Origin of the sequence: Tumebacillus amylolyticus (assembly GCF_016722965.1) — a bacterium.
Taxonomy (GTDB): domain Bacteria; phylum Bacillota; class Bacilli; order Tumebacillales; family Tumebacillaceae; genus Tumebacillus; species Tumebacillus amylolyticus.
Genome location: NZ_JAEQNB010000004.1, coordinates 64,086 through 84,409 on the forward strand (window position 1 = coordinate 64,086; position 20,324 = coordinate 84,409).

Genomic DNA, 20,324 nt, shown 5'->3' on the forward strand with positions numbered 1-20,324 from the left:
GCCAATTGATGTTGAAACACAAAATCAAAGGCCTCGTCTTTGAACCTGTCATCATCGTCGAGTAACAAAAACAAACGCGTGAAAAAACCGGAGATCTACTTCTCCGGTTTTTTTGCAATCGATTCGTCTTCAAGGCGGCGATTCTGCATGTAACCATACCGTGGTTGTAGTAGGGACCTGAGCAGTTACGGAATAACGGGTCTACTTATGGTAATCCTATAAACAACCAAAAACAGGAGGAGTTTCCATGCAAATTGGGGAAGAGCTGCTTCGGACTGCGATCGCCTATCTTGTGATGCTCGTCCTGTGCCGTATCATGGGCAAAAAACAGGTGAGCCAGATGACCTTTTTCAATTACGTCGCCGGGATCACATTCGGTGCGATCGCGGCTTCTCTCGTCATCGACACTTCCAAAGACCTTGGGTTGGGCATACTCAGTTTGGTGGAGTGGAGCGTGCTGACCATTCTGATGGGAATTGTGTCGCTTCAATCGCCGAGACTGCGGAAGGTGATTGACGGACAGCCCACGATCATGATTCGCAATGGAAAAATTCTCGACACAGCGATGAAAGAGTCACGCCTGAACATGGACGACCTTACCATGCTCTTGCGAAAGAAAAACGTATTTTCGATCATGGACGTGGACTACGCGATCTTGGAGCCGGACGGCGCGCTGTCCGTGCTCAAAAAACAACATGCCCAAGCCGCCACTAAAAAGGACGTATACGCCAAACCGTCCCCCACCCACTACCTGCCGACCGAAATCATTTCGGACGGCCGCGTGGTGCAACGCAACCTGCAAGAGCTGAATCTCAGTCGAGACTGGCTGGAGCAACAGTTGCGGCAACTGGGAGTTTCAGATGTGAAAAAGGTGTTCTACGCGGAGATTCAAGCGGATGGTTCGCTGCATGTGGATGAATTTCAGGAGCGGGTGCATTGAACCGGAAGCTTACTGCACAAAAATGTGCGGTAAGCCGGACAAAAAGTGATAGATAAAACACGCTGACCCTTAGGCGTGTTTTTTCTTTTTCAAGGACATCGTGAATCAGTATCGGTGGGTGGGGCAAGTTGTTTTTTGTCAATCAAGACTTTTTACATAGGGTGGTTCAATCAACTTTGGTATACTGATAGAAGTCAGATTGATTATTGTTTCGGAGGGATCGACCAATGAAGGTTTGCGGTATAGAACTAAAAGGCTCTGAAGCCATTGTAGTCAGCCTAGAAGGAACCAAGGGTGAATTCACCAGACTTGCACCAACAACGAAGAAAATAGCCCTCTCAGACAATAAAACGCAAGAAAGCGCACAATCCTTCCTCCAAACCATCCAACAATACCTCCGAGATGCCGGCATCGAAGCAGTCGGAATCAAAGAACGAGCAACCACCGGAGAGTTCGGCGGCGGGGCGATGACCTTTAAACTCGAAGGTCTGATCCAGAGCCTGGATCTCCCCGTACAACTGTTCCACCCTTCAACGTTAGCAGCTACGATGCGCCGTACCCCGGTCAGCATCGAAGATCAAAAACTGCACAAGTACCAAACGGATGCTTTCAAAGTCGCCTACCACTTGTTAGGCGAGTAGGCACTCCTATCTCCAATCTAAAAAAGCGAGCCGACGTCCCACGACGTCCGCTCGCTTTTTCCATCACAACAACGTGTTCCACTCTCGCTTTTTCCCACCTGTCACGCCTTCCACTGATACACGACCCCCGGCGTCTCTTCCTTCTCCGGATGCAGCAACTCGCCAAGCGGGGGCAGTCCCTCGGGGAACGTGGCCTCTCCCGGACGACCCGGCACCACAAAAAACGGCGTCCCCAGCGACACATACGGATACAGCGTCTCGATGTCCACATTGCGCATCCGCAAGCACCCCTTGGTCACATCTCCCTGCCCGATGAGCTCCAACTGGTTCGTCCCGTGAATGGCGTACCCTTCCTGCAACTCCATCCCGCGCGTGCCCCACGGGCCCTTGCCGCCGTTTGGATTCACAACTCGGCGCGACACGTACGATTTCGTAAACGGCATCGGCGGACCGGAAGCGACAGGGTAGAGCGTGAGAATCTCCTCCCCGCGCACCAACGCCAAGAGATTCGCCTCCGGATAATAATGCAACTCAAGTCCCACATCCTCCAACCCACAAGGACACTGCGTCGCCGTCAAGAGATCGGGCGACAACTCGCTGAGCACGTTCACCGGCTGTGGACGCATCAAGTCCCCGTATCCGTTGAGATCACGTCCGTACAACTCCGTAAACCGCTGACGCCCATTCTCCACCACCAACTTCGGCAAATCGCTCGGCTTTGTGTGCGACACCGAAAACATCTCATACAGCCGATCCATCCCCACAGACAGCGTCAACAAATGAAACAACACCAAAAACAGCATCGTCCCCGCCCAAAAACGCTTCCGCTTCTCCCGAGAGCGTTTTTTCAAAAAAGGGGGCTCCGCTGTCTGCCCATTCCTCTCTCTATCATCCGACCCGGAAAACGTCCGTTGCTTCAACCGAATGATCGAAGCCAAATGACCTTCCTGCGCCGCCAAACTGTACTGCTCCTGCGCCTCCCGCAATTTCCCCAGAGATTCCAAAAAACTTCCGTACTGGTAGCGCATCTCCGCATCGCGGGGGTGTTTTTTCAAATGATCCCGGTAGTCGGGCTGTTGCACGAGGGTGCCCCCCTCACGTCTGTGGTGGTCTGAACGAACAATCTTATAAGGAAGATATCGGTTTTTGGCATGCTTTCCCACATAGGTCTTCAGACTCATTTTCCACCGCTTGACAGGGAATGGATGAACCAAGTACAGTTAAAAAAAGTAGACATGTAGACCACTACACATAGATCGTAAAAAAGGGGACCCAGGGCTCCCTTTTTTCATTTGGTAAAGAGGTGTATCGATGAAAGTTTCCGTCTGGATCACCTGCCTCTCCGACGCCGTATACCCGCGTGTCGGGGAAGCGATGGCGAAGGTGTTGCACCGCTACGGGGTGCTCTTGCATTTTCCGGAAGTGCAGACTTGCTGCGGACAGCCGGCGTTCAACAGCGGCTATTGGGAACCTGCGCGTGTTGCTGCAAACACGATTCTCGAGGCTTTCGCAGACAGTGATTTCGTCGTCGTGCCGTCGGGATCGTGTGCGGGAATGGTTCACCACTTTTATGAAAAACTGTTCGCGGGCGATGACCAACTCGTCGCCCAAGCCCGCGCGTTGAAGGAAAAAACGTACGAGTTCTCCCAGTTCCTCGTCCACGTTCTGGGCGTCACCGATCTTGGCGGTGTATATCCTGCGCGGGTCACCTACCATCCGTCCTGCCACGCCACGCGTTTGCTTGGCATCGACGAAGAGCCTCTGACCCTCTTAAAAAATGTCCATCACCTCGACCTTGTGCCTCTGCCGTTTGCCGAGGACTGCTGCGGATTCGGCGGGACGTTTGCGGTCAAGATGTCTGACATCTCGGCGGCGATGGTCGAGGAGAAAACGGAACACATCTTGGAAACGCAAGCAGAAGTCTTGGTCGGGCTCGACATGGGCTGTCTGATGAACATCGGGGGCCGCTTGTCGTATGAAGGCAAGCGGGTACGAGTCCTGCATCTCGCAGAACTGCTCTGTGAAGCTGTCGGGTTGGCCGACGCGAGAGGAGAGTTGACGAGATGAGCGGCTTCAACCCGACGATACCCCTTCGCGAACGCGTGCAAGTCGCGCTCAACGACGAGTTCTTGCGGAACGCCGTCAAGTTCACCACGACCAAACTCCGCACGCAAAAAGCGGCCGCCACCGAAGAGCTCGGCCGCTGGGAGGACTGGCGGGAGCGGGCCCGGGCGATTCGCCTGCACACGATTGCAAATCTCGACTATTACTTAGAACTTTTCATTGAAAACGCCCGCCGTCACGGTACACACATCCACTTCGCCGCCACGGCAGACGAAGCGGTTGAGATCGCGATGCAAATCGCCAAAGCAAGCGACGCGCAATCGGTCGTCAAGTCGAAGTCGATGGTCTCAGAGGAAATTCACCTGAACGAAGCTCTTGAACAACACGGCATCGAAACCGTAGAGACCGATCTCGGCGAATACATCATCCAACTGGCGGACGAAACGCCGTCGCACATCATCATCCCGGCGATTCACAAAAACAAACAGCAGGTCGCAGACCTTTTTTCCCAAGAGGCGGGCATGACCTTGCCGCCCGACACGGAGGTGCTGGCGGGATTTGCTCGTCGCAAATTGCGGGAGAAGTTTCTTGAAGCGGACATCGGCGTGACGGGGTGCAACTTTGCAGTGGCCGAAACGGGGTCGATGGTGCTGTTCTCCAACGAAGGCAACGCCCGGATGGTTTCCACGTTGCCAAAGACCCAGATCACGTTCATGGGCATGGAGCGCATCGTGCCGTCGCTTGAGGATCTGGAAGTGATGGCGACGATGCTCCCGCGCTCTGCAACCGGGCAGAAGTTGACCGTCTACATGTCGGTTATCACCGGACCGCGCCGCACGCAGGACTCGGACGGGCCGGACGATCTGCACATCATCCTCGTGGACAACGGGCGCTCGAAACAACTGGGCGACCCGGAGTTTCAAGAGGTGCTGAACTGCATCCGATGCGGCGCTTGTTTGAATGTCTGCCCGGTGTACCGCCACGTCGGCGGGCATTCGTACGGCTGGGTCTACAGCGGCCCGATCGGGGCGGTGCTGACCCCGCGCTTGCAAGACGATCAGGAAAAATGGGGCGAAGTTGCGTACGCTTCGACGCTCTGCGGAGCTTGTTACGACGCGTGCCCTGTCAAAATTCCACTGCACGACATGCTGGTTCACATCCGCCGTCAGTACGTGGAAGCCGGGTACACGCCGAAAACCGAGCAACTCGCGATGCAGGCGTTCGGGTACGCGACGGGCGATCACAAGCGGTTTCGACGTTTGATTCGACTGGGCGTCACCGGGCAGAAATTTTTCGTGCGAAACGGCAAGATCAAAGCGAAGATCGGACCCCTCAAAGGCTGGACCGCTCATCGTCATGCGCCGGCCCTCGCAGAAGTTTCGTTTCGCGATTCATGGAAAGCGTTGGAACGCGAGCTAAACGGACACCCTGTCGAGATGGAGCCGTCCATGCGCGACCGAATGACCGAGATTCTGAAAAAAAGGAGGACGTCCGATGACGAACAAGCATGAGATGTTGGCGAAACTCAACGAGCAATCTCAGCAAAGGCAACACGCATTCTTGGACGGCATCGCCAACCGTCTCGGACGCCCGCGCCTCACAGAAAAACCGGCACACCCGCATCGCGGCGCGCCTGATTTCTGGCAACGGTACGAAATCTCGGAGGAGGAGCGAGTCGCGCTGTTCGTCCACAATTGGAACGGGCTCGGCGGCATCGTCAGACGTTTTTCGGAAAAAGAGGCGCTGTCGGCGTTCGTCGCAGAAGTTGCGGACACCCTCGGCGCGAAGAATCTCGTGCGCTGGGATCATGAGCTGTTGCAAGACCTCAACGTAGAAGCCCGGCTCCCGCATGTGGAGATGACTGTCTGGAACTCGGACGACGCTCTGAACTTGAAAGCCAAGGCAGCCGGAGCTGACATCGGAATCGTCGTCGCCGATCATGCCATCGCACAAACCGGAACGGTCTGCGTCACCTCGGACGCGGGCAAGGGCCGTTCCGTCTCTCTCTTGCCAACCGCTCTGATCACGATCATCCAAGTAGAAGACCTCAAAACGCGCATGGGCGAAGTGCTGACCGCTCTGCAAACGCAATACGGCACAACACTTCCCGCAGGTGTCCACTTCATCACGGGGCCAAGTCGCTCGGCAGACATCGAGAATGACTTGACCATCGGGGTACACGGACCGGGAATCGTCTACGCACTGCTCTTGGGGTAAAAAAAGAAGGCGTTACACTCGTGGGAGTGTAACGCCTTTTTTCGCTGCTTCGCTTACAGGTCTGCAACTTTGACCAATTGCTTGCCGATGTTGTCGCCGCGGAAGAGGCCGAGGAACGCTTCGACGACGTTTTCAAGTCCGTCGACGATGTTCTCGCGGTATTTGATCTTGCCTTCCATGACCCACTGGCCGAGTTGTTGCATGCCTTCTTTGTGTTGCTTGGCATAGTCGTTGACGATAAACCCTTTGGCGAGGGCACTGCTTTTCAGCAGTTGCGTGAACACGCGCGGGCCGAGGTCCGGCTTCTCCAAGTTGTACTGGGAGATTTGACCACAGATTGCGATGCGTGCTTGGAAGTTGATGCGGCTCATGACGGCATCGGTGATTTCGCCGCCGACGTTGTCAAAGTACACGTCTACCCCGTTCGGGCAGGCTTCCTTCAACGCAGCGCGCATGTCTGCCGTGGTTTTGTAGTTAATCGCGACATCGAAGCCGAGTTCGTGGGTGAGATACGCGCACTTCTCGTCGTCCCCGGCGATCCCGACCACACGGCAGCCTTTGATCTTGGCAATCTGGCCGACGATCGTGCCGACAGCACCGGCAGCACCGGAGACGACGACCGTTTCGCCCTCTTGCGGTTGGCCGATTTCAAGCAGACCGAAGTACGCGGTCAGACCGGGCATCCCGACAACGCCGAGCGCAGTGGAGATCGGCGCGACGGACGGGTCGATTTTCAACAGACCGCGCCCGTTGGAGACGCTGAAATCTTGCCAACCCAGCAAGCCGACGACCACATCGCCCGGTTGCCAGCGTTCGTTTTTGCTCTCCACGATTTCCCCGACGACGCCCCCTTGCAGGACTTCGCCGAGTGGATACGGCTCCACGTACGATTTCGCATCGCTCATGCGACCGCGCATGTACGGGTCAACAGACAGATAGAGCGTGCGCACGAGAACTTGACCGTCCTCCAAGTCAGGAAGAGTCACCTCGCGCAGTTCAAAGTTTTCATCGGCGGGCATCCCGACCGGACGGCTGGTGAGCAGGAACTGGCGGTTTTTTCGATTCGTCAAGGTACTTCACTCCTTGTGCAAAGATAGACGCAAGTTGCATATGTATGGGTGGTAGACGTGATTGTATTACTTCATGAATGTAACCTACTTTAGATTCGAAAGTCAAGCGTGGTTTGGGCAAGATTCGCAGAGCAAGCAGGAATGGGGCTTGTGTTAGCGAAACGTCTAATACTGTACTACTTATCTTTTAAAAAGGAAGGGTCGATCCATGAACATTAAAACAAAGCTCTACACAGGGTTTGGAGCGGTCCTTGCGTTGGTGATTTTGATGCTGTTGTTGGTTTTGAACATGCTCAGCAACTTGAACGGCAGCATGAATGACATCGTGAAGGACCGCTATGCGAAGCTAAAAAACGTAACGGCTGTGCGGTACGAAATCAGCAACATCAACCGTGAACTCTACTCTTTGGTGTTGGACAACAAGCAGAGTGCCCTGGACACGACGGTGCAAGACATTACCGCTTCCAAGACGCGGGAAGAACAAGCGATGCAACTCCTTGAAAAATCTGTGGAGATTGACGATGCCAAGACATACGTCGCCCAACTCCGCACGCAGAGCATCTCGTTTGACCGGAATCTCAACCGCTTGATCGAAATGGCGCGCGCCGGTCAACATGAGGACGCCGTGGCGTTGTTGCAAGGCAACTTGCAGATTGATCGGATCGCGTTGTTCGATACGGTGGAGCAGTTAAAAGCCGTGCAGGAAAACCGGATGGAGACTGCGTTGCAGGACGCGACCAAAACCTACAACTTGGCTGTAAAATTCACGGTGGGCTTGATTTTGTTCTCGCTGATCGTCGGCGGCTTCATTGCATTCGGGGTTGTGCGCAGCACGACCGGTTCCCTGCGCTATGTCGCATCGGTCATCACCCGCGTCACAGAAGGGTCCAAGGAAGACTTGCCGCGCATCGAAGTGAAAACGCAGGACGAGGTCGGTGAAATCTCCAAAGCTTTCAACGCCATGGCGGAGGCTCTGGAAGACCACGCCCGCCACGAGCGCGAGTTCCAAGCGGCCATCCAAGAGCAAAGCTGGTTGAAGACCAAGTTTGCCGAGATCACGACGATGTACCAAGGCGTGCAAGACCTGCAATCGCTCGCCGGTTTGCTGATGTCGAAGCTCGCACCTTTGGTTTCGGCCAGCTATGGAGTCTTCTATCTAAGAGAAGGAGTCCGCGACCAACAGCGTCTGGTGAAGTTGGCGGCGTACGCCGACAACGAACAAGACCTCGCAGCAGAGGGCTTCCGCATCGGCGAAGGCTTGGTCGGTCAATGTGCGCAGGAGAATCGCGCCATTCTGCTGACCGACATCCCGGACGGGTACATACGCATCACCTCGGGACTGGGTTCCGCCACTCCCACTTGTATCTTGGTCCTGCCCGTTGAGTACGAAGGTCAAGTGCGGGCCGTGATCGAGTTGGCGTCGTTCGAACCCTTCACGGACAGCCAACGCACCCTGCTCAACCAAGTGGTGGAAAACGTCGGCACCACGATCAACTCGATCGCCTACCACATGCAAGTGGAAAAACTGCTCAAAGAATCGCAGGCGATGACCGAAGAGTTGCAAAGCCAGTCCGAAGAATTGCAACTCCAACAGGAAGAACTCAAAACGATCAACGAAAAGCTGGAGGAGCAATACAACAACTCCGAGACGAAAACCCGCGAGTTGCAGAAAACCAAAGTGGACTTGGAAGACAAGGCCCGCCAATTGGTGCTCTCCTCGAAGTACAAGTCGGAATTCCTCGCCAACATGTCGCATGAATTGCGGACTCCGCTGAACTCGCTGTTGATCCTCGCCCAGATGCTGGCGGAGAATGTGGACGGCAACTTGAGTCAGAAGCAGATCGACTTTGCGAATACCATCCATGCTTCCGGCAACGACTTGCTGAACTTGATCAACGACGTCCTCGATCTCTCCAAAGTGGAATCGGGCAAGATGGACGTTCATTTAGAAGAAATTCTGCTCGAAGACGTGCGACGGTTCGCAGAACGACAATTCGAACCTCTCGCCCGTCAAAAAGGGCTTGCTTTCACCGTGAACGTTCACGCCAATGTGCCGGGCGCCGTCTACACAGACGAAGTGCGACTCCAACAGATCGTGAAAAACTTGCTCTCCAACGCGTTCAAGTTCACCGAAGCGGGCGGGGTACACCTCGACATTCGCCTCGCAGAAAACCGAGCATTTGCAGAAGGCACGCCCTTGGCGCAATCGCCGTCCGTGCTGGCGATTTCCGTCACCGACACCGGGATTGGCATCCCGAAATCCAAGCAAGAAGTGATCTTCGAAGCGTTCCGTCAAGCGGACGGCACCACATCCCGCAAGTACGGCGGCACGGGACTCGGCCTCTCGATCTCCCGCGAGATCGCGCAACTCTTGGGCGGAACTCTGGAAGTGATCTCGGTCGAGGGCCGTGGTTCCACGTTCACATTCTATCTGCCAACTGAGTATCAACCGACGCAAGGCGTAACGAGTGCGGCGCTTTTTGACGCAAACGAAGAGGCGGAAGTGGCCGTCACGCTCGCAGACGCTGAAACTGAGATTTCGACCCCCGACAACGTGACGGCTGCAGAATGCCCCTTGGAAGGGAAAAAAGTGTTGCTGGTCGATGACGACATGCGCAACATCTTCGCGTTGACGACCGCGCTGGAAGCTCAGCAGATGAAAGTGATCTTTGCAGAAAACGGGCGCGAAGGCGTGGAGATGCTCCGCGAGAACCTCGACGTGGACTTGGTGCTGATGGATATTATGATGCCGGAGATGGATGGATATGAGGCGATGCGCTTGATCCGCCAGATACCGGGCGGGGAAGACCTGCCGATCATCGCCTTGACAGCCAAAGCGATGAAAAACGACCGGGCGAAGTGCATCGACGCCGGGGCATCCGATTACATCTCCAAACCGTTGAATTTGGAGCAGTTGTTCTCGTTGATGCGGGTGTGGTTGTATCGGTAAGCGGGCAGAGAGGAGGAGCACGCCATATGGAAGAGTTTGATGACGTGCGGCGGGACGCTCATGACTTCTTGGAGATTGGAGAAGTCGAGCGTATCGAGATGCAGCTTCTCATGGAAGGAATCTACCGGCTCCACGGATTTGATTTTAAGAATTATTCGTTGCCGTTCCTCAACCGCCGCATCCAGCACCGGATGCGGGCGGAGAAACTGCATTCGATCTCGGCGTTGCAGGATAAAGTCCTGCACGATCCGAAAGTGATGGAACGCATGCTGAACGACTTTTCCGTCAATGTCACGGAGATGTTCCGTGACCCGTCGTTTTTCCGGGCGTTTCGTCAGCGCGTCGTGCCGATCTTGCGCGAGTATCCGTACATCCGCATCTGGCATGCCGGTTGCTCGACGGGCGAAGAAGTCTATTCGATGGCGATCCTCTTGCATGAAGTTGGTTTGTATCAAAAAGCTCGGCTGTATGCGACCGACATGAACGAAAAAAGCCTCCAGCGGGCGGAACGTGGTGAGTTTCCGCTCCAGCGCATGCAGCTTTACACCAAGAACTACCTCAACGCCGGAGGGTCCAAGGCATTTTCAGAGTATTACAGCGCTATACATGAAACAGTGGCGTTCCATCCATTTTTGCGAGAGAACATCGTGTTCGCGCAACATAATTTGGTGACGGACCGCTCGTTTAATGAGTTTCATGTGATTGTTTGCCGCAACGTCATGATCTACTTTGATCAGTCGTTACAAAACCGTGTACACGGGCTGTTCTATGACAGCTTGAGCGACGGGGGCATCCTTGCGCTTGGCAGTCGGGAAGGGCTGGCGCTGACGAAACTCGCCGTTCACTATGAGGAAGTCGATCCAGCTGAGAAGTTGTACCGGAAGATCAAATAATGAGGCGATGACATGGGACTGAATCAACAGGAAGTCAACATCCTCATGGTCGATGACCGACCCGAAAACTTGTTGGCGCTCGAAGCGGTGTTGCAACAACCGCACTACCGTTTGGTCAGCGCAACTTCGGGAGAGGAAGCGTTGAAGTGTGTATTAAAGGAAGAGTTTGCGGTGATTCTGCTCGATGTGCAGATGCCGGGGATGAACGGATTTGAAACCGCCAAGCTGATCAAAGCCCGCGAACGCTCCCGACACATCCCGATCATCTTCATTACGGCGATTCACCAAGCGACCGAACATGTCCATCACGGCTATGCGGTGGGGGCGAACGATTATATTTTCAAGCCGTTCCACCCCGACACGCTTCGTCTGAAAGTGGAGAGTTTCGTAAAAATCCACCGCGACCGCGAGATTTTAAAGCAGCGCACGCGCGAGTTGGAGGAAGCCAACAAGTTGCTCAAACGGACTTCCTCGGAGTTGCGCCGTACAGAAGCGTTGGCAAGGATGATCGGCGAAACGTCACGGGACACCATCGTCACCTACGAGGAAGCCGGCACGATTCTCTCTGTCAATTCGGCCGTGGTTGAGATGTTCGGGTATGAGCCGTCCGCTTTGCAAGGAAAACCGGTGTCCACGCTCGTCGAAGTGGCGGGCCTGGGCATCGGAAAGACGGTGGAATCGACAGCTGTGCGTCTTGATGGGACCTCGTTCCCGGTGGACATGCAAATCGGGGAAGCGTCGCTTGAGGGCCAGCACATCTACGTCTGCTCGATTCGCGACATCACAGAGCGCAAGCAGATCGAAGCGGCACGCACCGAACAATACCACCTGTTAGAAAACTTGGTGGTCGAGCGCACGCAGGATTTGTTCCGCTCGCAGGAGCGGTTCCGCAAAATTTTTCAGTCGAGCCCGAGCGCGATTGCGATCCGTTCCTTGCTCGACTGTCGCTATCTGGACGTGAACGACTACTGGGTGGATGTGACCGGATACAGCGCGGACGATGTCCGTGGGGCGACCTCCGACCTGCTGCGCTTGACCCCTTGGGGCGAGGAAGAACGGCTGACACCTCATCAACCGGAATGGCAGCGAAGCGTGCGCAATGCACGCGTTTCCTATGAGACCGCCTCCGGCGTTGTGCGCCAAGGCTTGCTCTCCACAGAGGAGATCGAGTTGCACGGCGAACCGTGTCAGTTGATCTTGATCACCGACATCACCGACCGGATGATGTTTGAGAAAGAGATGGCGCGCTTGGAGCGTCTCAACTTGATCGGCGAGATGGGGGCGGGGATCGCGCACGAAATTCGCAACCCGATGACCACCGTGCGCGGCTTCCTCCAAATGTCCAGGAAAAACGCAAACCCGCCCTCGTACGAAAACATTGAACTCATGGTCGCCGAGCTCGACCGGGCGAACGCGATCATCACCGAATTCTTGACGCTTGCCAAGAACAAGACAACCAATCGCGAAGCCACAAGCCTCAACAACATCGTCGACGCGATCTTCCCGCTGATTCAAGCGGAAGCGTTGATGTCTGACAAAGACGTGAAGTTGGAGCTGACCGACATCCCGAACTTGGACTTGGATGAAAAAGAAATTCGGCAGGTCATCTTGAACCTCGCGCTCAACGGTTTGGAAGCGATGTCTTCCGGCGGGTTGCTCACAATTCGCACCGGACGTGACGAGGGAGACGTGGTGCTGGAAATCTGCGACCAAGGGCCGGGCATCCCGCCCGAGATGTTGGAGAAGATCGGCACCCCGTTTGTCACGACCAAGGAGACAGGCACCGGGCTTGGTCTCGCCGTCTGCTACAGCGTAGCCGCTCGCCACGGAGCCCGGATTGAGGTCAAAACGGGCGAGACCGGCACGACGTTCCTCGTGAGATTCGCGCTCTAAGTGCATCGAGATATGAAAAAAGCCCAAGGACGGAAGTCCTTGGGCTTTATTATGTGTAGTTTGCCAGACAGGAGTGACTGTCGAAACATCGCATGCCCTACCTCTCATGCGACCATATGGCTCCTGGGCCACGCCTGTTGTGAATCGTGGGAAAGTCTAAGATCTTGTACACACACCAATATGACAAATTAGATCTCTGCATTAACACTCTTGTCCAGCTACCTTGCGATTCACTTAGTATACACGGGAATTTACAGAGATGCAAGCCTTTGGCAAAACGTTACAGATCGGGTATGCTGAATTTACCAAATAAAACGAGGTTCGAAATGAGGCAGATTCATGTCGAAGTGGTTTACGATGCCCGTTGCGGTGCATCTGTTTTTTGTGCGCGATGGAGAAATTTTGCTGCTGAGACGCTTCAACACCGGGTACGAGGACGGCAACTACAGCGTGCCGGCCGGGCATCTGGACGGCGGGGAAGAAGTGATCTCGGCGGCGATTCGCGAGGCGCACGAAGAGTGCGGCGTGGTGATCAAGCCTGCTGACGTGCAAGTCGTAGGCGTCATGCATCGCCGTGCGAACGATGAACGCGTGGATTTTTACGTATCCGTTTCCGTTTGGTCGGGGGAAGTGGTCAACACCGAGCCGGACAAGTGTGACGATCTGTCGTGGTTTGGGCTCGATGAATTGCCCGACAATATGATTCCGTATGTCCGCAAAGCGATTGAAAATTACCACGCAGGGGTTTGGTTTGACAGTTACGGTTGGCAACCGGGAGAGTGAGGGAGTTCGATGTTTCAAGGAGCGGTGATTGAAGAGTTGGCGGTGCAACTGGCACGGGAGTATGTGTTTCCCGAAGTCGGCGAGGAGATGGCGGAAGTCCTCCTCGGCAAGTGGAAAGCAGGCGGCTATGACGGAGATCAATCGCCGCAGGAGTTCGCTTTGCAACTGACAGACGATTTGCGGGCGGTCTGTCGAGATCTGCATGTGCGAGTCGTCTACAACGAGACGCCGAGTGAACGTTCTCCAAGGGATGCCTCCTCGCTTCGGCGCCATCTTGAATTGATGAATTTTGGCTTTTCAAAAGTCGAGCGGCTGGCAGGGAATGTCGGCTACCTCAAGATGGACGCGTTTCATTCTCCAGATCTGGCCGGCGACACGCTGCGCGGGGCGATGGCCTTTTTGAAGCACACGGGGGCGATGATTCTCGACATGCGGGAGAATTCGGGCGGGCAACCGGAGATGGTGCAATTGCTGTGTTCGTACTTTTTGGGAGCAGAGCCGGTGTTGCTCAATACGATTTATTCCCGTCGCACGAACTCGACGCAAGAGTATTGGAGTTTGCCGTACGTGCCGGAAGCGCGGTATCTCGGGAAGCCGGTCTATGTGCTGACTTCTCGCCGGACGTTCTCGGCGGCGGAGGAGTTGACGTACAACTTGCAACAACTGAAGCGGGCGACCATCGTCGGAGAAGTGACGCGCGGCGGCGCGAATCCGGGCGGGATGGTGAAAGTACACGAGAATTTCTCCGTGTTCATTCCCATGAAGCGTTCGATCAACCCGATCACCCAAACGAATTGGGAAGGCAAGGGTGTCACACCGCATGTTGCACTCGAAGCGGACGCCGCGTTTGAGTGGGCGTATCGTGAAGCGCTGAAGGAGATCGCAGAAGAGGTCTCCCTGCGACCGGAGGCGTATGGGAACGGTCGTTTTTTAAAAGAATTGCATACGGCTGCAGATCGCGAGTAGTCTGTGAAAAAACGCATCTCCGCGGGGGAGGTGCGTTTTTGTGTGGACGCAGTGGTATAATATCTGTAGAAATCAAGAAAAAGTGGGGATTCTGTGAACATAACTCAGCTTGCCATCATCGACCTCGGCTCCAACTCGGCGCGTCTCGTGCTCTACGAACAGGACCAGCAGGGGATGCTGTTTGAAGCGGACAACGTCAAGCAAGTCCTCCGCCTCAGCTCGCACATCACCCAGGACGGCGTCCTCGACGACGAAGGCGTCCAACTTACGCTCGACTGTCTGCGCCGTTTCAAGGACATCTGCGACGGGCGAGGCGTCACCGAAATCGTCGGCGTTGCCACCGCCGCGATGCGTCAAGCCAAAAACGGCCCCGAATTATGCGAGGCCATCGAACGCGAAACCGGCATCTCCATCCGCATCCTCTCCGGACCTGAGGAGGCGCACTACGGCTATCTCGCGGTCGTCAACACGATGAACCTTCGCGATGCGTTCACCGTCGACATCGGCGGCGGCTCCACCGAAGTGACGTGGGTAGAAGACCGGGTCTGCGTACATAAAATATCGTTCCCCTTCGGTGCCGTGTCTCTGACACAGCGCTTTTTAAAAGGCGACTTGCCCACTCCCGAGGAACTCAAGAACCTCGAACAGTTTCTCCGCGAGCAATTCGCGAGTGCTCCGTGGCTGACCAAACGCTTACGTCCCGTTCCGCTGATTGCGATGGGCGGTGCGGCGCGCAACGTCGGGAACATGCACCAAAAGAAACGCAACTACTCGTTCCAAAGCTTGCATCATTATACGTTGAACTCCGCGGACATTGCGGACAGCTATCAAACGCTCGTCAAGACACCGCTTGACAAGCGCAAGAAAATCAAGGGCCTCTCCAAAGACCGCGGGGACATCATCGTCGCAGGCGTGGTCGTTTTTTCCGTGTTGTTGCAGGTGACGGGGAGCGAGCACTTCGTGATCTCGACGAAAGGCTTGCGGGACGGTTTGATGTTTGAACGAATCTTGCAAGGACAGAACGACAACGTTCTCGAAGACGTCTCGCTCTACAGCGCCCGCCAATGGATGAAGCGTGACCGAGTCAACAGCGTACGTGCCGAACAGGTCTCGCGTCTCGCGGTCTCGATGTTTGACCAACTGCAAGACCTCGGGTTGCTCCAAGCAGACGCCGGTCAGCGCCGCTTGCTGCAGATTTCCGGCCTCCTCCAAGACATCGGCCTCTCGATCAACACCTACGACGCCGCACAGCATACGTTCTATCTGCTGACCAACGTCTTGCTCTACGGCCTGACACACCACCAACGCTTGGTCACAGGGATGCTTGCTTCCTACAAGACCGACAAGAAACTGGAAAAACAGTTCAGCCAGCACAAAGACATGATCACGCCGGCTGAACTGCCGGCGATCAAGCGTCTCGCGCAACTCGGTCTGCTTGCCCGCTTTTTCAATCGCCCGCTGGCAGGCCAAGTCCGCTCCGTTCAATTGGAAAAACGCGGAGACCAGATTCTGCTCCAATGCCGCGTGCTTCCCAAACACATCATCGACCGAGCCCAAGTGAACGAACTCTTGGAGGCGATGAGCAAATCCTATGGACAGAAGTTCGCCTACGAGTTAATCGAAGTTCAACCCTAAGCGAAAAAAGGGGGTGGCTCACCGTGGACGACCTCGTTTCCCGGATGCAGGAGAAGTACCAAGCCAACATCGCCCACGCCCAACACGTCGCACGGCTGGCTCTGCGTCTTTACGACGGCTTGGGCCGTCTGACGCACGTGGTGACCGCCCATGACCGAGCGGTGCTGGAACATGCCGCCCAACTGCACGACATCGGCCATTACGTTCACAGCAAAAAACACCATCTGCACTCATGCCATCTGATCCGTCACGACCGCTTGTTGGAGAGTTGGCCGGAAGAGTTGCGCCTGTGGGTGTCTGTGCTCGCGCTGAACCACCGCAAGAAAAAAGTCCGCCTCGAAGACCTCCCCGCCAAACACCATGCCCGCGCCCTCACGCTGATTGCGCTGTTGCGCATGGCAGACGCGCTCGACTACGAACACGATCAAGGGACGAAACTCGAGCGTGTGGAAGTCGAGGAGGAGGAACGGCGGATCGACCTCTACCTGAGCGGTTTCGAAGTTGAAAAAAACGCCGAACACTTGCTGGGCAAGTTTCGGCTGGGGCTTTTAACGTGGAACGTCGACATCGTCCTCCACGGGGCCTCTGACTGGGTAACACTACGAACTCAAGGAGCACCTACGCAATGAAACAACATTTCGACCTCCCTACGTACTATATCAATCGGGAATTGAGCTGGCTTTCCTTCAACGAGCGCGTGATGGAGGAAGCGACCGATACCAGCAATCCGCTGTTGGAGCGCTTGAAGTTTTTGGCGATCGCCTCTTCCAACTTGGACGAGTTCTTCATGGTGCGCGTCGCCGGGATTCTGGACCTGTTCCGCACCGGGTCGACCAAGCCGGAAAGCAAGGCGGGGATGACTCCGGCGGAGCAGTTAGGTGCCATTGCACAGCGCGTGCATCCGTTTGTCGAGCGGATGTACTCGATCCTCGACGATCACATTTGGACGGAACTCCACCGCGAGAACATTCGATTTTTGAAACCGATCGAGCTGAATGCGGAGCAGGAAGCGTTTTTGGAAGACTATTACGAACGCAAGATCTTTCCGGTGTTGACGCCCTTGGCGGTCGATGCCTCCCATCCGTTCCCGCATCTCGCCAACAAGAGTTTGAACTTGGGCGTCTTGCTCCAAGCGGACCACAGGCACGATCAGCACCACCACAAGCCCAAGCATTTGTTTGCCGTCGTGCAAGTCCCGTCGGTGATCCCGCGCTTCCTCGAACTGCCGACGGACGACTCGACGGCGAAGCACTACATTCTGCTCGAAGACGTGATCTGCCAGCACATGAAGATGCTGTTCTCCGGTCACAAGATCATCGAGAGCGCCGCGTTTCGGATCACCCGCGACGCCGACATGTCGTTTGACGAAGAAACGACGGAGAACTTGGTGCAAGAGATTCAGAAGGAATTGAAAAAACGCCGCATGGGCGTCGCCGTCCGGTTGGAGATTGCCGCGACGATGAGCGAGACGTTGCGGGAGATGCTCACCGACTGGCTCGACTTGACGCAGCATGACATCTACGAAATCGACGGGCCGATCGACCCGACGTTTTTCATGAAGTTTTACAATGCGCTTCCGGGTGTCGAGCACTTGAAATTCGATGAGTTCGAATCGCAGCCGCCGCATGATTTTATCGGGGAGAACGGCATCTTCGAAGCGATCCAGCACAAAGACATCCTCGTGTTTCACCCGTATGAATCGTTCGATCCGGTGTTGCACTTCATCTCGCAAGCGGCGGACGACCCGAACGTGCTGGCGATCAAGCAGACGCTCTACCGGGTCGGCGGCAACTCGCCGATCGTAAGCGCTTTGGCACGAGCGGCGGAGAACGGCAAGCAAGTTACGGTGTTGCTGGAAATCAAAGCGCGGTTTGACGAGGAGAACAACATCGTCTGGGCCAAAAAGTTAGAAAAAGCCGGCTGCCACGTCATCTACGGGCTCGTCGGCTTGAAAACACACTCCAAAATCACACTGGTCGTCCGCCAAGAGGGACACCAACTGCGCCGCTATGTTCACTTGAGCACCGGCAATTACAACGAAGTGACCGCTCGCATCTACACCGACCTCGGGATGTTCTCCGCCCGCGAAGAACTCGGCTATGACGCGACGGAGTTTTTCAACCACTTGACCGGATACGGCAACGCCCCGGATTGGGAAGAGATCGTCACGGCGCCGATCGGGTTGAAGCAGAAACTGTTGGACATGATCGATCGCGAGATTGAAGTCTCCACGATCGACAAGCCGGGTTTGATCATCGCCAAAATGAACTCGCTGACCGACAAAGATCTGATCAAAGCGCTCTATCGCGCCTCCTGTGCGGGTGTGCGCATCGAGTTGATCATTCGGGGCATCTGTTGCCTGCGCCCCGGCCTCGAAGACGTCAGCGAGCACATTCAGGTCTCCAGCATCGTCGGGCGATTCCTCGAACACAGCCGGGTCTTCTACTTCCAAAACGGCGGGGACGAGGAAGTGTACCTCTCCAGCGCCGACTGGATGACCCGCAACATGGAGCATCGAATTGAGATTCTGTTCCCGGTCAAGCAAGAAGACTTGCGCGAGCGCTTGGTCCACATCTTGAACATCCAACTCAAAGACAACGTCAAACGCCACGTCCTGCATCCCGACGGCACGTATCACAAAGTCCGTCCCGGACACGGTGTTTGGTTGGACTCCCAGATGTATTTGGCGCAGGAAGCCGAGCAATTTGCACAAGCGAAGGAAATGCAGACCTACGTGAACCGCTTGGTTCCGAAAACGCACGTCAAATAAAAAAAGCCGACGGGTCCAAGACCGTCGGCTTTTTTCTTATTGGTGGATGATCGAATCTTTCAGCGTCGCCACGTGGGTGATGACCGCGTCGATGTCTGCCGCCGGGACGTTGAAGTCTGCGAGCGCATCGCCGAGGTGCTTTGCAACGGCGTTGAAGTGTTCTTCTTGCAGGTTCATGCCGGCATGAGCTTTCTCCATCGACTTGCCGCTGTATTGGTGCGGGCCGCCGAGAGCGAAGGAGATGAACGCAGCTTGGTGACGGCGTTGCTTTTCCATATCGGTGTGCTTGAAGAATTCGTTAATGGTCGGATCGGCGAGTACGCGGTCGTAGAAGTTATCGACTACCGCAGAGATGGATTCTTGACCGCCAAGTTTTTCGTAGAGAGACATGTTGAATTTCCTCCTTGTGTGTTCCGGTTGATCTCACGACTTCATCCTACCATCGGGGTCGGAGGGACGTTGTGACATAAATCACAGGAGCTGCTCTAATTTCCCAACATCCAAGATCAGATGCAGGTCCGGAGCTGTCTCAACCGCACCGTCCCGCTTCAATTGGTTCAATGTGCGGTTCACCGTCTCGCGCGAGGTCCCGATCATGTTCGCCAATTCCTGATTGGTGATCGGGATGTTCAACCGCGTACGAGCCTCCAGAGGTTCTCCGTGCAGGCGAGAGAGGCGGATGAGCATCAGCACGAGACGTCCGTGCGTGTCGTGCATGACCATCTCGGAGAGGCGAGACTGCAGCTCCATGTATTTGTGTTCGATGACGGCGAGCAACTTCAAACAGAGCGACGGAGTGGATTCAATCAGGTGACGGAAGCGTTCGGTGGAGAGCGTAAACATTTCGCCGCTCTCGATCATCACCGCATGGGCAGGATAGACACCGGTGGAGAAAAAGCCGACATGCGGAAACATGTCCCCCTCTTGTAACACCGTTACGACTTGTTCGCGGCCGCTCTCGTCATTGCGATAGATTTTCACTTTGCCGCTGACGATGAAATAGACCGTCTGCAACGATTCCCCTTGCAAAAAAAGACCCGTTTTCTCCGCGAAGCTTCGACGAACCAAGAGTTGGGAGATTTTCCCCAACTCCTCATCGTCCAACCCCCGGAACAGCGGGATGTGCGTTAACAAATGTAGTGTTTCCATAATCAGGCCCTTTCTTACGTACGGTTTCATCTTGGCGCATATGAATCAAGCCCCACTCGCACATCATCTTGAGCAGCGGACGTAGAGATTCCCCGTATTCGGTCATCGAGTACTCGACTTTCGGCGGGACTTCGGCATACACGGTGCGCAGGAGCAAGCCGTCCTGTTCCAACTCGCGCAACTGTTGGGTCAGCATCTTTTGCGTGATGCCGGGAATCATACGTCTAAGATCGCCAAACCGGATGACCCGGTCGCGCAGGTGCCATAGAATCAACGCTTTCCACTTGCCGCCGATCACCGCAAGGGTGGCCTCAATCGGGCAATTGAATTTCCCAGTATTCTCTGTATCCATG

General features: G+C 55.3%; 18 protein-coding genes. 13 read left to right on the forward strand and 5 right to left on the reverse strand.

Going from position 1 to position 20,324, the window contains the following annotated elements:
* Nucleotides 1-247 precede the first annotated feature (247 nt).
* Complete coding sequence (locus tag JJB07_RS13070; protein ID WP_201635711.1) at nt 248-940, forward strand: DUF421 domain-containing protein; 693 nt, start codon at nt 248-250, stop codon at nt 938-940.
* Nucleotides 941-1,167: 227 nt separating this feature from the next.
* Entirely contained in the window at nt 1,168-1,581 is a 414-nt protein-coding gene (locus tag JJB07_RS13075) for a DUF3010 family protein (protein ID WP_201635713.1), read from the forward strand.
* Nucleotides 1,582-1,682: 101 nt separating this feature from the next.
* Here the strand turns inward: JJB07_RS13075 and JJB07_RS24405 are convergent, their stop codons facing one another.
* The gene (locus JJB07_RS24405) at nt 1,683-2,663 is read right to left on the reverse strand and encodes a L,D-transpeptidase family protein (RefSeq protein ID WP_201635715.1); all 981 of its coding nucleotides are present in this window, start codon (nt 2,661-2,663) and stop codon (nt 1,683-1,685) included.
* A gap of 229 nt (nt 2,664-2,892) precedes the next feature.
* Between JJB07_RS24405 and JJB07_RS13085 the strand changes: the two genes are divergently transcribed.
* Genes JJB07_RS13085 through JJB07_RS13095 form a run of 3 tightly spaced genes read left to right on the forward strand, consistent with a single transcriptional unit; the run spans nt 2,893 to nt 5,862 of the window.
* Entirely contained in the window at nt 2,893-3,648 is a 756-nt protein-coding gene (locus JJB07_RS13085; protein ID WP_201635717.1) for a (Fe-S)-binding protein, read from the forward strand.
* Nucleotides 3,645-5,156: a LutB/LldF family L-lactate oxidation iron-sulfur protein gene (locus tag JJB07_RS13090; protein WP_201635719.1), complete on the forward strand. Its 1,512-nt coding sequence runs from the start codon at nt 3,645-3,647 to the stop codon at nt 5,154-5,156. Before JJB07_RS13085 ends, JJB07_RS13090 begins: the two co-directional genes overlap by 4 nt.
* A complete protein-coding gene (locus tag JJB07_RS13095) occupies nt 5,140-5,862 on the forward strand; it encodes a LutC/YkgG family protein (protein ID WP_201635721.1) in 723 nt (240 codons plus the stop codon). The genes JJB07_RS13090 and JJB07_RS13095 overlap by 17 nt, the downstream gene beginning before the upstream one ends.
* A 53-nt stretch (nt 5,863-5,915) precedes the next feature.
* Here the strand turns inward: JJB07_RS13095 and JJB07_RS13100 are convergent, their stop codons facing one another.
* Nucleotides 5,916-6,932 (reverse strand): NADP-dependent oxidoreductase, encoded by a 1,017-nt coding sequence (locus tag JJB07_RS13100; protein WP_201635724.1) that lies wholly within the window; start codon nt 6,930-6,932, stop codon nt 5,916-5,918.
* Between the two features lie 208 nt (nt 6,933-7,140).
* Here JJB07_RS13100 and JJB07_RS13105 point away from each other — a divergent pair, with 208 nt between their 5' ends.
* The 8 genes from JJB07_RS13105 to JJB07_RS13140 all read left to right on the forward strand — a co-directional run bounded on the left by JJB07_RS13105 (nt 7,141) and on the right by JJB07_RS13140 (nt 18,822).
* On the forward strand, nt 7,141-9,882 hold the full coding sequence (locus tag JJB07_RS13105; protein WP_201635726.1) for an ATP-binding protein: 2,742 nt from the start codon (nt 7,141-7,143) through the stop codon (nt 9,880-9,882).
* A 26-nt stretch (nt 9,883-9,908) separates the two neighbouring features.
* Entirely contained in the window at nt 9,909-10,775 is an 867-nt protein-coding gene (locus tag JJB07_RS13110; RefSeq protein ID WP_201635728.1) for a CheR family methyltransferase, read from the forward strand.
* 12 nt (nt 10,776-10,787) lie between these two features.
* The gene (locus tag JJB07_RS13115; RefSeq protein ID WP_201635730.1) at nt 10,788-12,668 is read left to right on the forward strand and encodes a PAS domain S-box protein; all 1,881 of its coding nucleotides are present in this window, start codon (nt 10,788-10,790) and stop codon (nt 12,666-12,668) included.
* Between the two features lie 339 nt (nt 12,669-13,007).
* Nucleotides 13,008-13,451, forward strand: a complete 444-nt coding sequence (locus tag JJB07_RS13120; protein ID WP_201635732.1) for an NUDIX hydrolase — start codon at nt 13,008-13,010, stop codon at nt 13,449-13,451.
* A gap of 9 nt (nt 13,452-13,460) precedes the next feature.
* Entirely contained in the window at nt 13,461-14,417 is a 957-nt protein-coding gene (locus tag JJB07_RS13125) for a S41 family peptidase (protein WP_201635734.1), read from the forward strand.
* A gap of 93 nt (nt 14,418-14,510) precedes the next feature.
* A complete protein-coding gene (gene ppx, locus JJB07_RS13130; RefSeq protein ID WP_201635736.1) occupies nt 14,511-16,052 on the forward strand; it encodes an exopolyphosphatase in 1,542 nt (513 codons plus the stop codon).
* Nucleotides 16,053-16,075: 23 nt separating this feature from the next.
* Entirely contained in the window at nt 16,076-16,681 is a 606-nt protein-coding gene (locus JJB07_RS13135) for an HD domain-containing protein (RefSeq protein WP_201635738.1), read from the forward strand.
* Complete coding sequence (locus tag JJB07_RS13140; RefSeq protein ID WP_201635740.1) at nt 16,678-18,822, forward strand: RNA degradosome polyphosphate kinase; 2,145 nt, start codon at nt 16,678-16,680, stop codon at nt 18,820-18,822. The genes JJB07_RS13135 and JJB07_RS13140 overlap by 4 nt, the downstream gene beginning before the upstream one ends.
* 36 nt (nt 18,823-18,858) lie before the next feature.
* Here JJB07_RS13140 and JJB07_RS13145 read toward each other — a convergent pair whose 3' ends face one another.
* The 3 genes from JJB07_RS13145 to JJB07_RS13155 form a co-directional block, all read right to left on the reverse strand.
* Entirely contained in the window at nt 18,859-19,212 is a 354-nt protein-coding gene (locus JJB07_RS13145; RefSeq protein WP_201635742.1) for a group I truncated hemoglobin, read from the reverse strand.
* A gap of 81 nt (nt 19,213-19,293) precedes the next feature.
* Entirely contained in the window at nt 19,294-19,971 is a 678-nt protein-coding gene (locus JJB07_RS13150; protein ID WP_201635744.1) for a Crp/Fnr family transcriptional regulator, read from the reverse strand.
* Nucleotides 19,916-20,323, reverse strand: coding sequence for a winged helix-turn-helix transcriptional regulator (locus JJB07_RS13155; protein WP_201635746.1), 408 nt, complete (start codon nt 20,321-20,323; stop codon nt 19,916-19,918). The genes JJB07_RS13150 and JJB07_RS13155 overlap by 56 nt, the downstream gene beginning before the upstream one ends.
* Between the last annotated feature and the right edge of the window lies 1 nt (nt 20,324).

Bases quoted from the DNA above. Each gene is read 5' to 3' on its own strand.
- JJB07_RS13095 (WP_201635721.1), top strand. From the start codon at position 5,140: ATGACGAACAAGCATGAGATGTTGGCGAAACTCAACGAGCAATCTCAG.
- JJB07_RS13070 (WP_201635711.1), top strand. From the start codon at position 248: ATGCAAATTGGGGAAGAGCTGCTTCGGACTGCGATCGCCTATCTTGTG.
- JJB07_RS13145 (WP_201635742.1), bottom strand. From the start codon at position 19,212: ATGTCTCTCTACGAAAAACTTGGCGGTCAAGAATCCATCTCTGCGGTA.
- JJB07_RS13075 (WP_201635713.1), top strand. From the start codon at position 1,168: ATGAAGGTTTGCGGTATAGAACTAAAAGGCTCTGAAGCCATTGTAGTC.
- JJB07_RS13110 (WP_201635728.1), top strand. From the start codon at position 9,909: ATGGAAGAGTTTGATGACGTGCGGCGGGACGCTCATGACTTCTTGGAG.
- JJB07_RS13125 (WP_201635734.1), top strand. From the start codon at position 13,461: ATGTTTCAAGGAGCGGTGATTGAAGAGTTGGCGGTGCAACTGGCACGG.
- JJB07_RS13085 (WP_201635717.1), top strand. From the start codon at position 2,893: ATGAAAGTTTCCGTCTGGATCACCTGCCTCTCCGACGCCGTATACCCG.
- JJB07_RS13115 (WP_201635730.1), top strand. From the start codon at position 10,788: ATGGGACTGAATCAACAGGAAGTCAACATCCTCATGGTCGATGACCGA.
- JJB07_RS13105 (WP_201635726.1), top strand. From the start codon at position 7,141: ATGAACATTAAAACAAAGCTCTACACAGGGTTTGGAGCGGTCCTTGCG.
- JJB07_RS13140 (WP_201635740.1), top strand. From the start codon at position 16,678: ATGAAACAACATTTCGACCTCCCTACGTACTATATCAATCGGGAATTG.
- JJB07_RS13150 (WP_201635744.1), bottom strand. From the start codon at position 19,971: ATGGAAACACTACATTTGTTAACGCACATCCCGCTGTTCCGGGGGTTG.
- JJB07_RS13155 (WP_201635746.1), bottom strand. From the start codon at position 20,323: ATGGATACAGAGAATACTGGGAAATTCAATTGCCCGATTGAGGCCACC.
- JJB07_RS13120 (WP_201635732.1), top strand. From the start codon at position 13,008: ATGTCGAAGTGGTTTACGATGCCCGTTGCGGTGCATCTGTTTTTTGTG.
- JJB07_RS13090 (WP_201635719.1), top strand. From the start codon at position 3,645: ATGAGCGGCTTCAACCCGACGATACCCCTTCGCGAACGCGTGCAAGTC.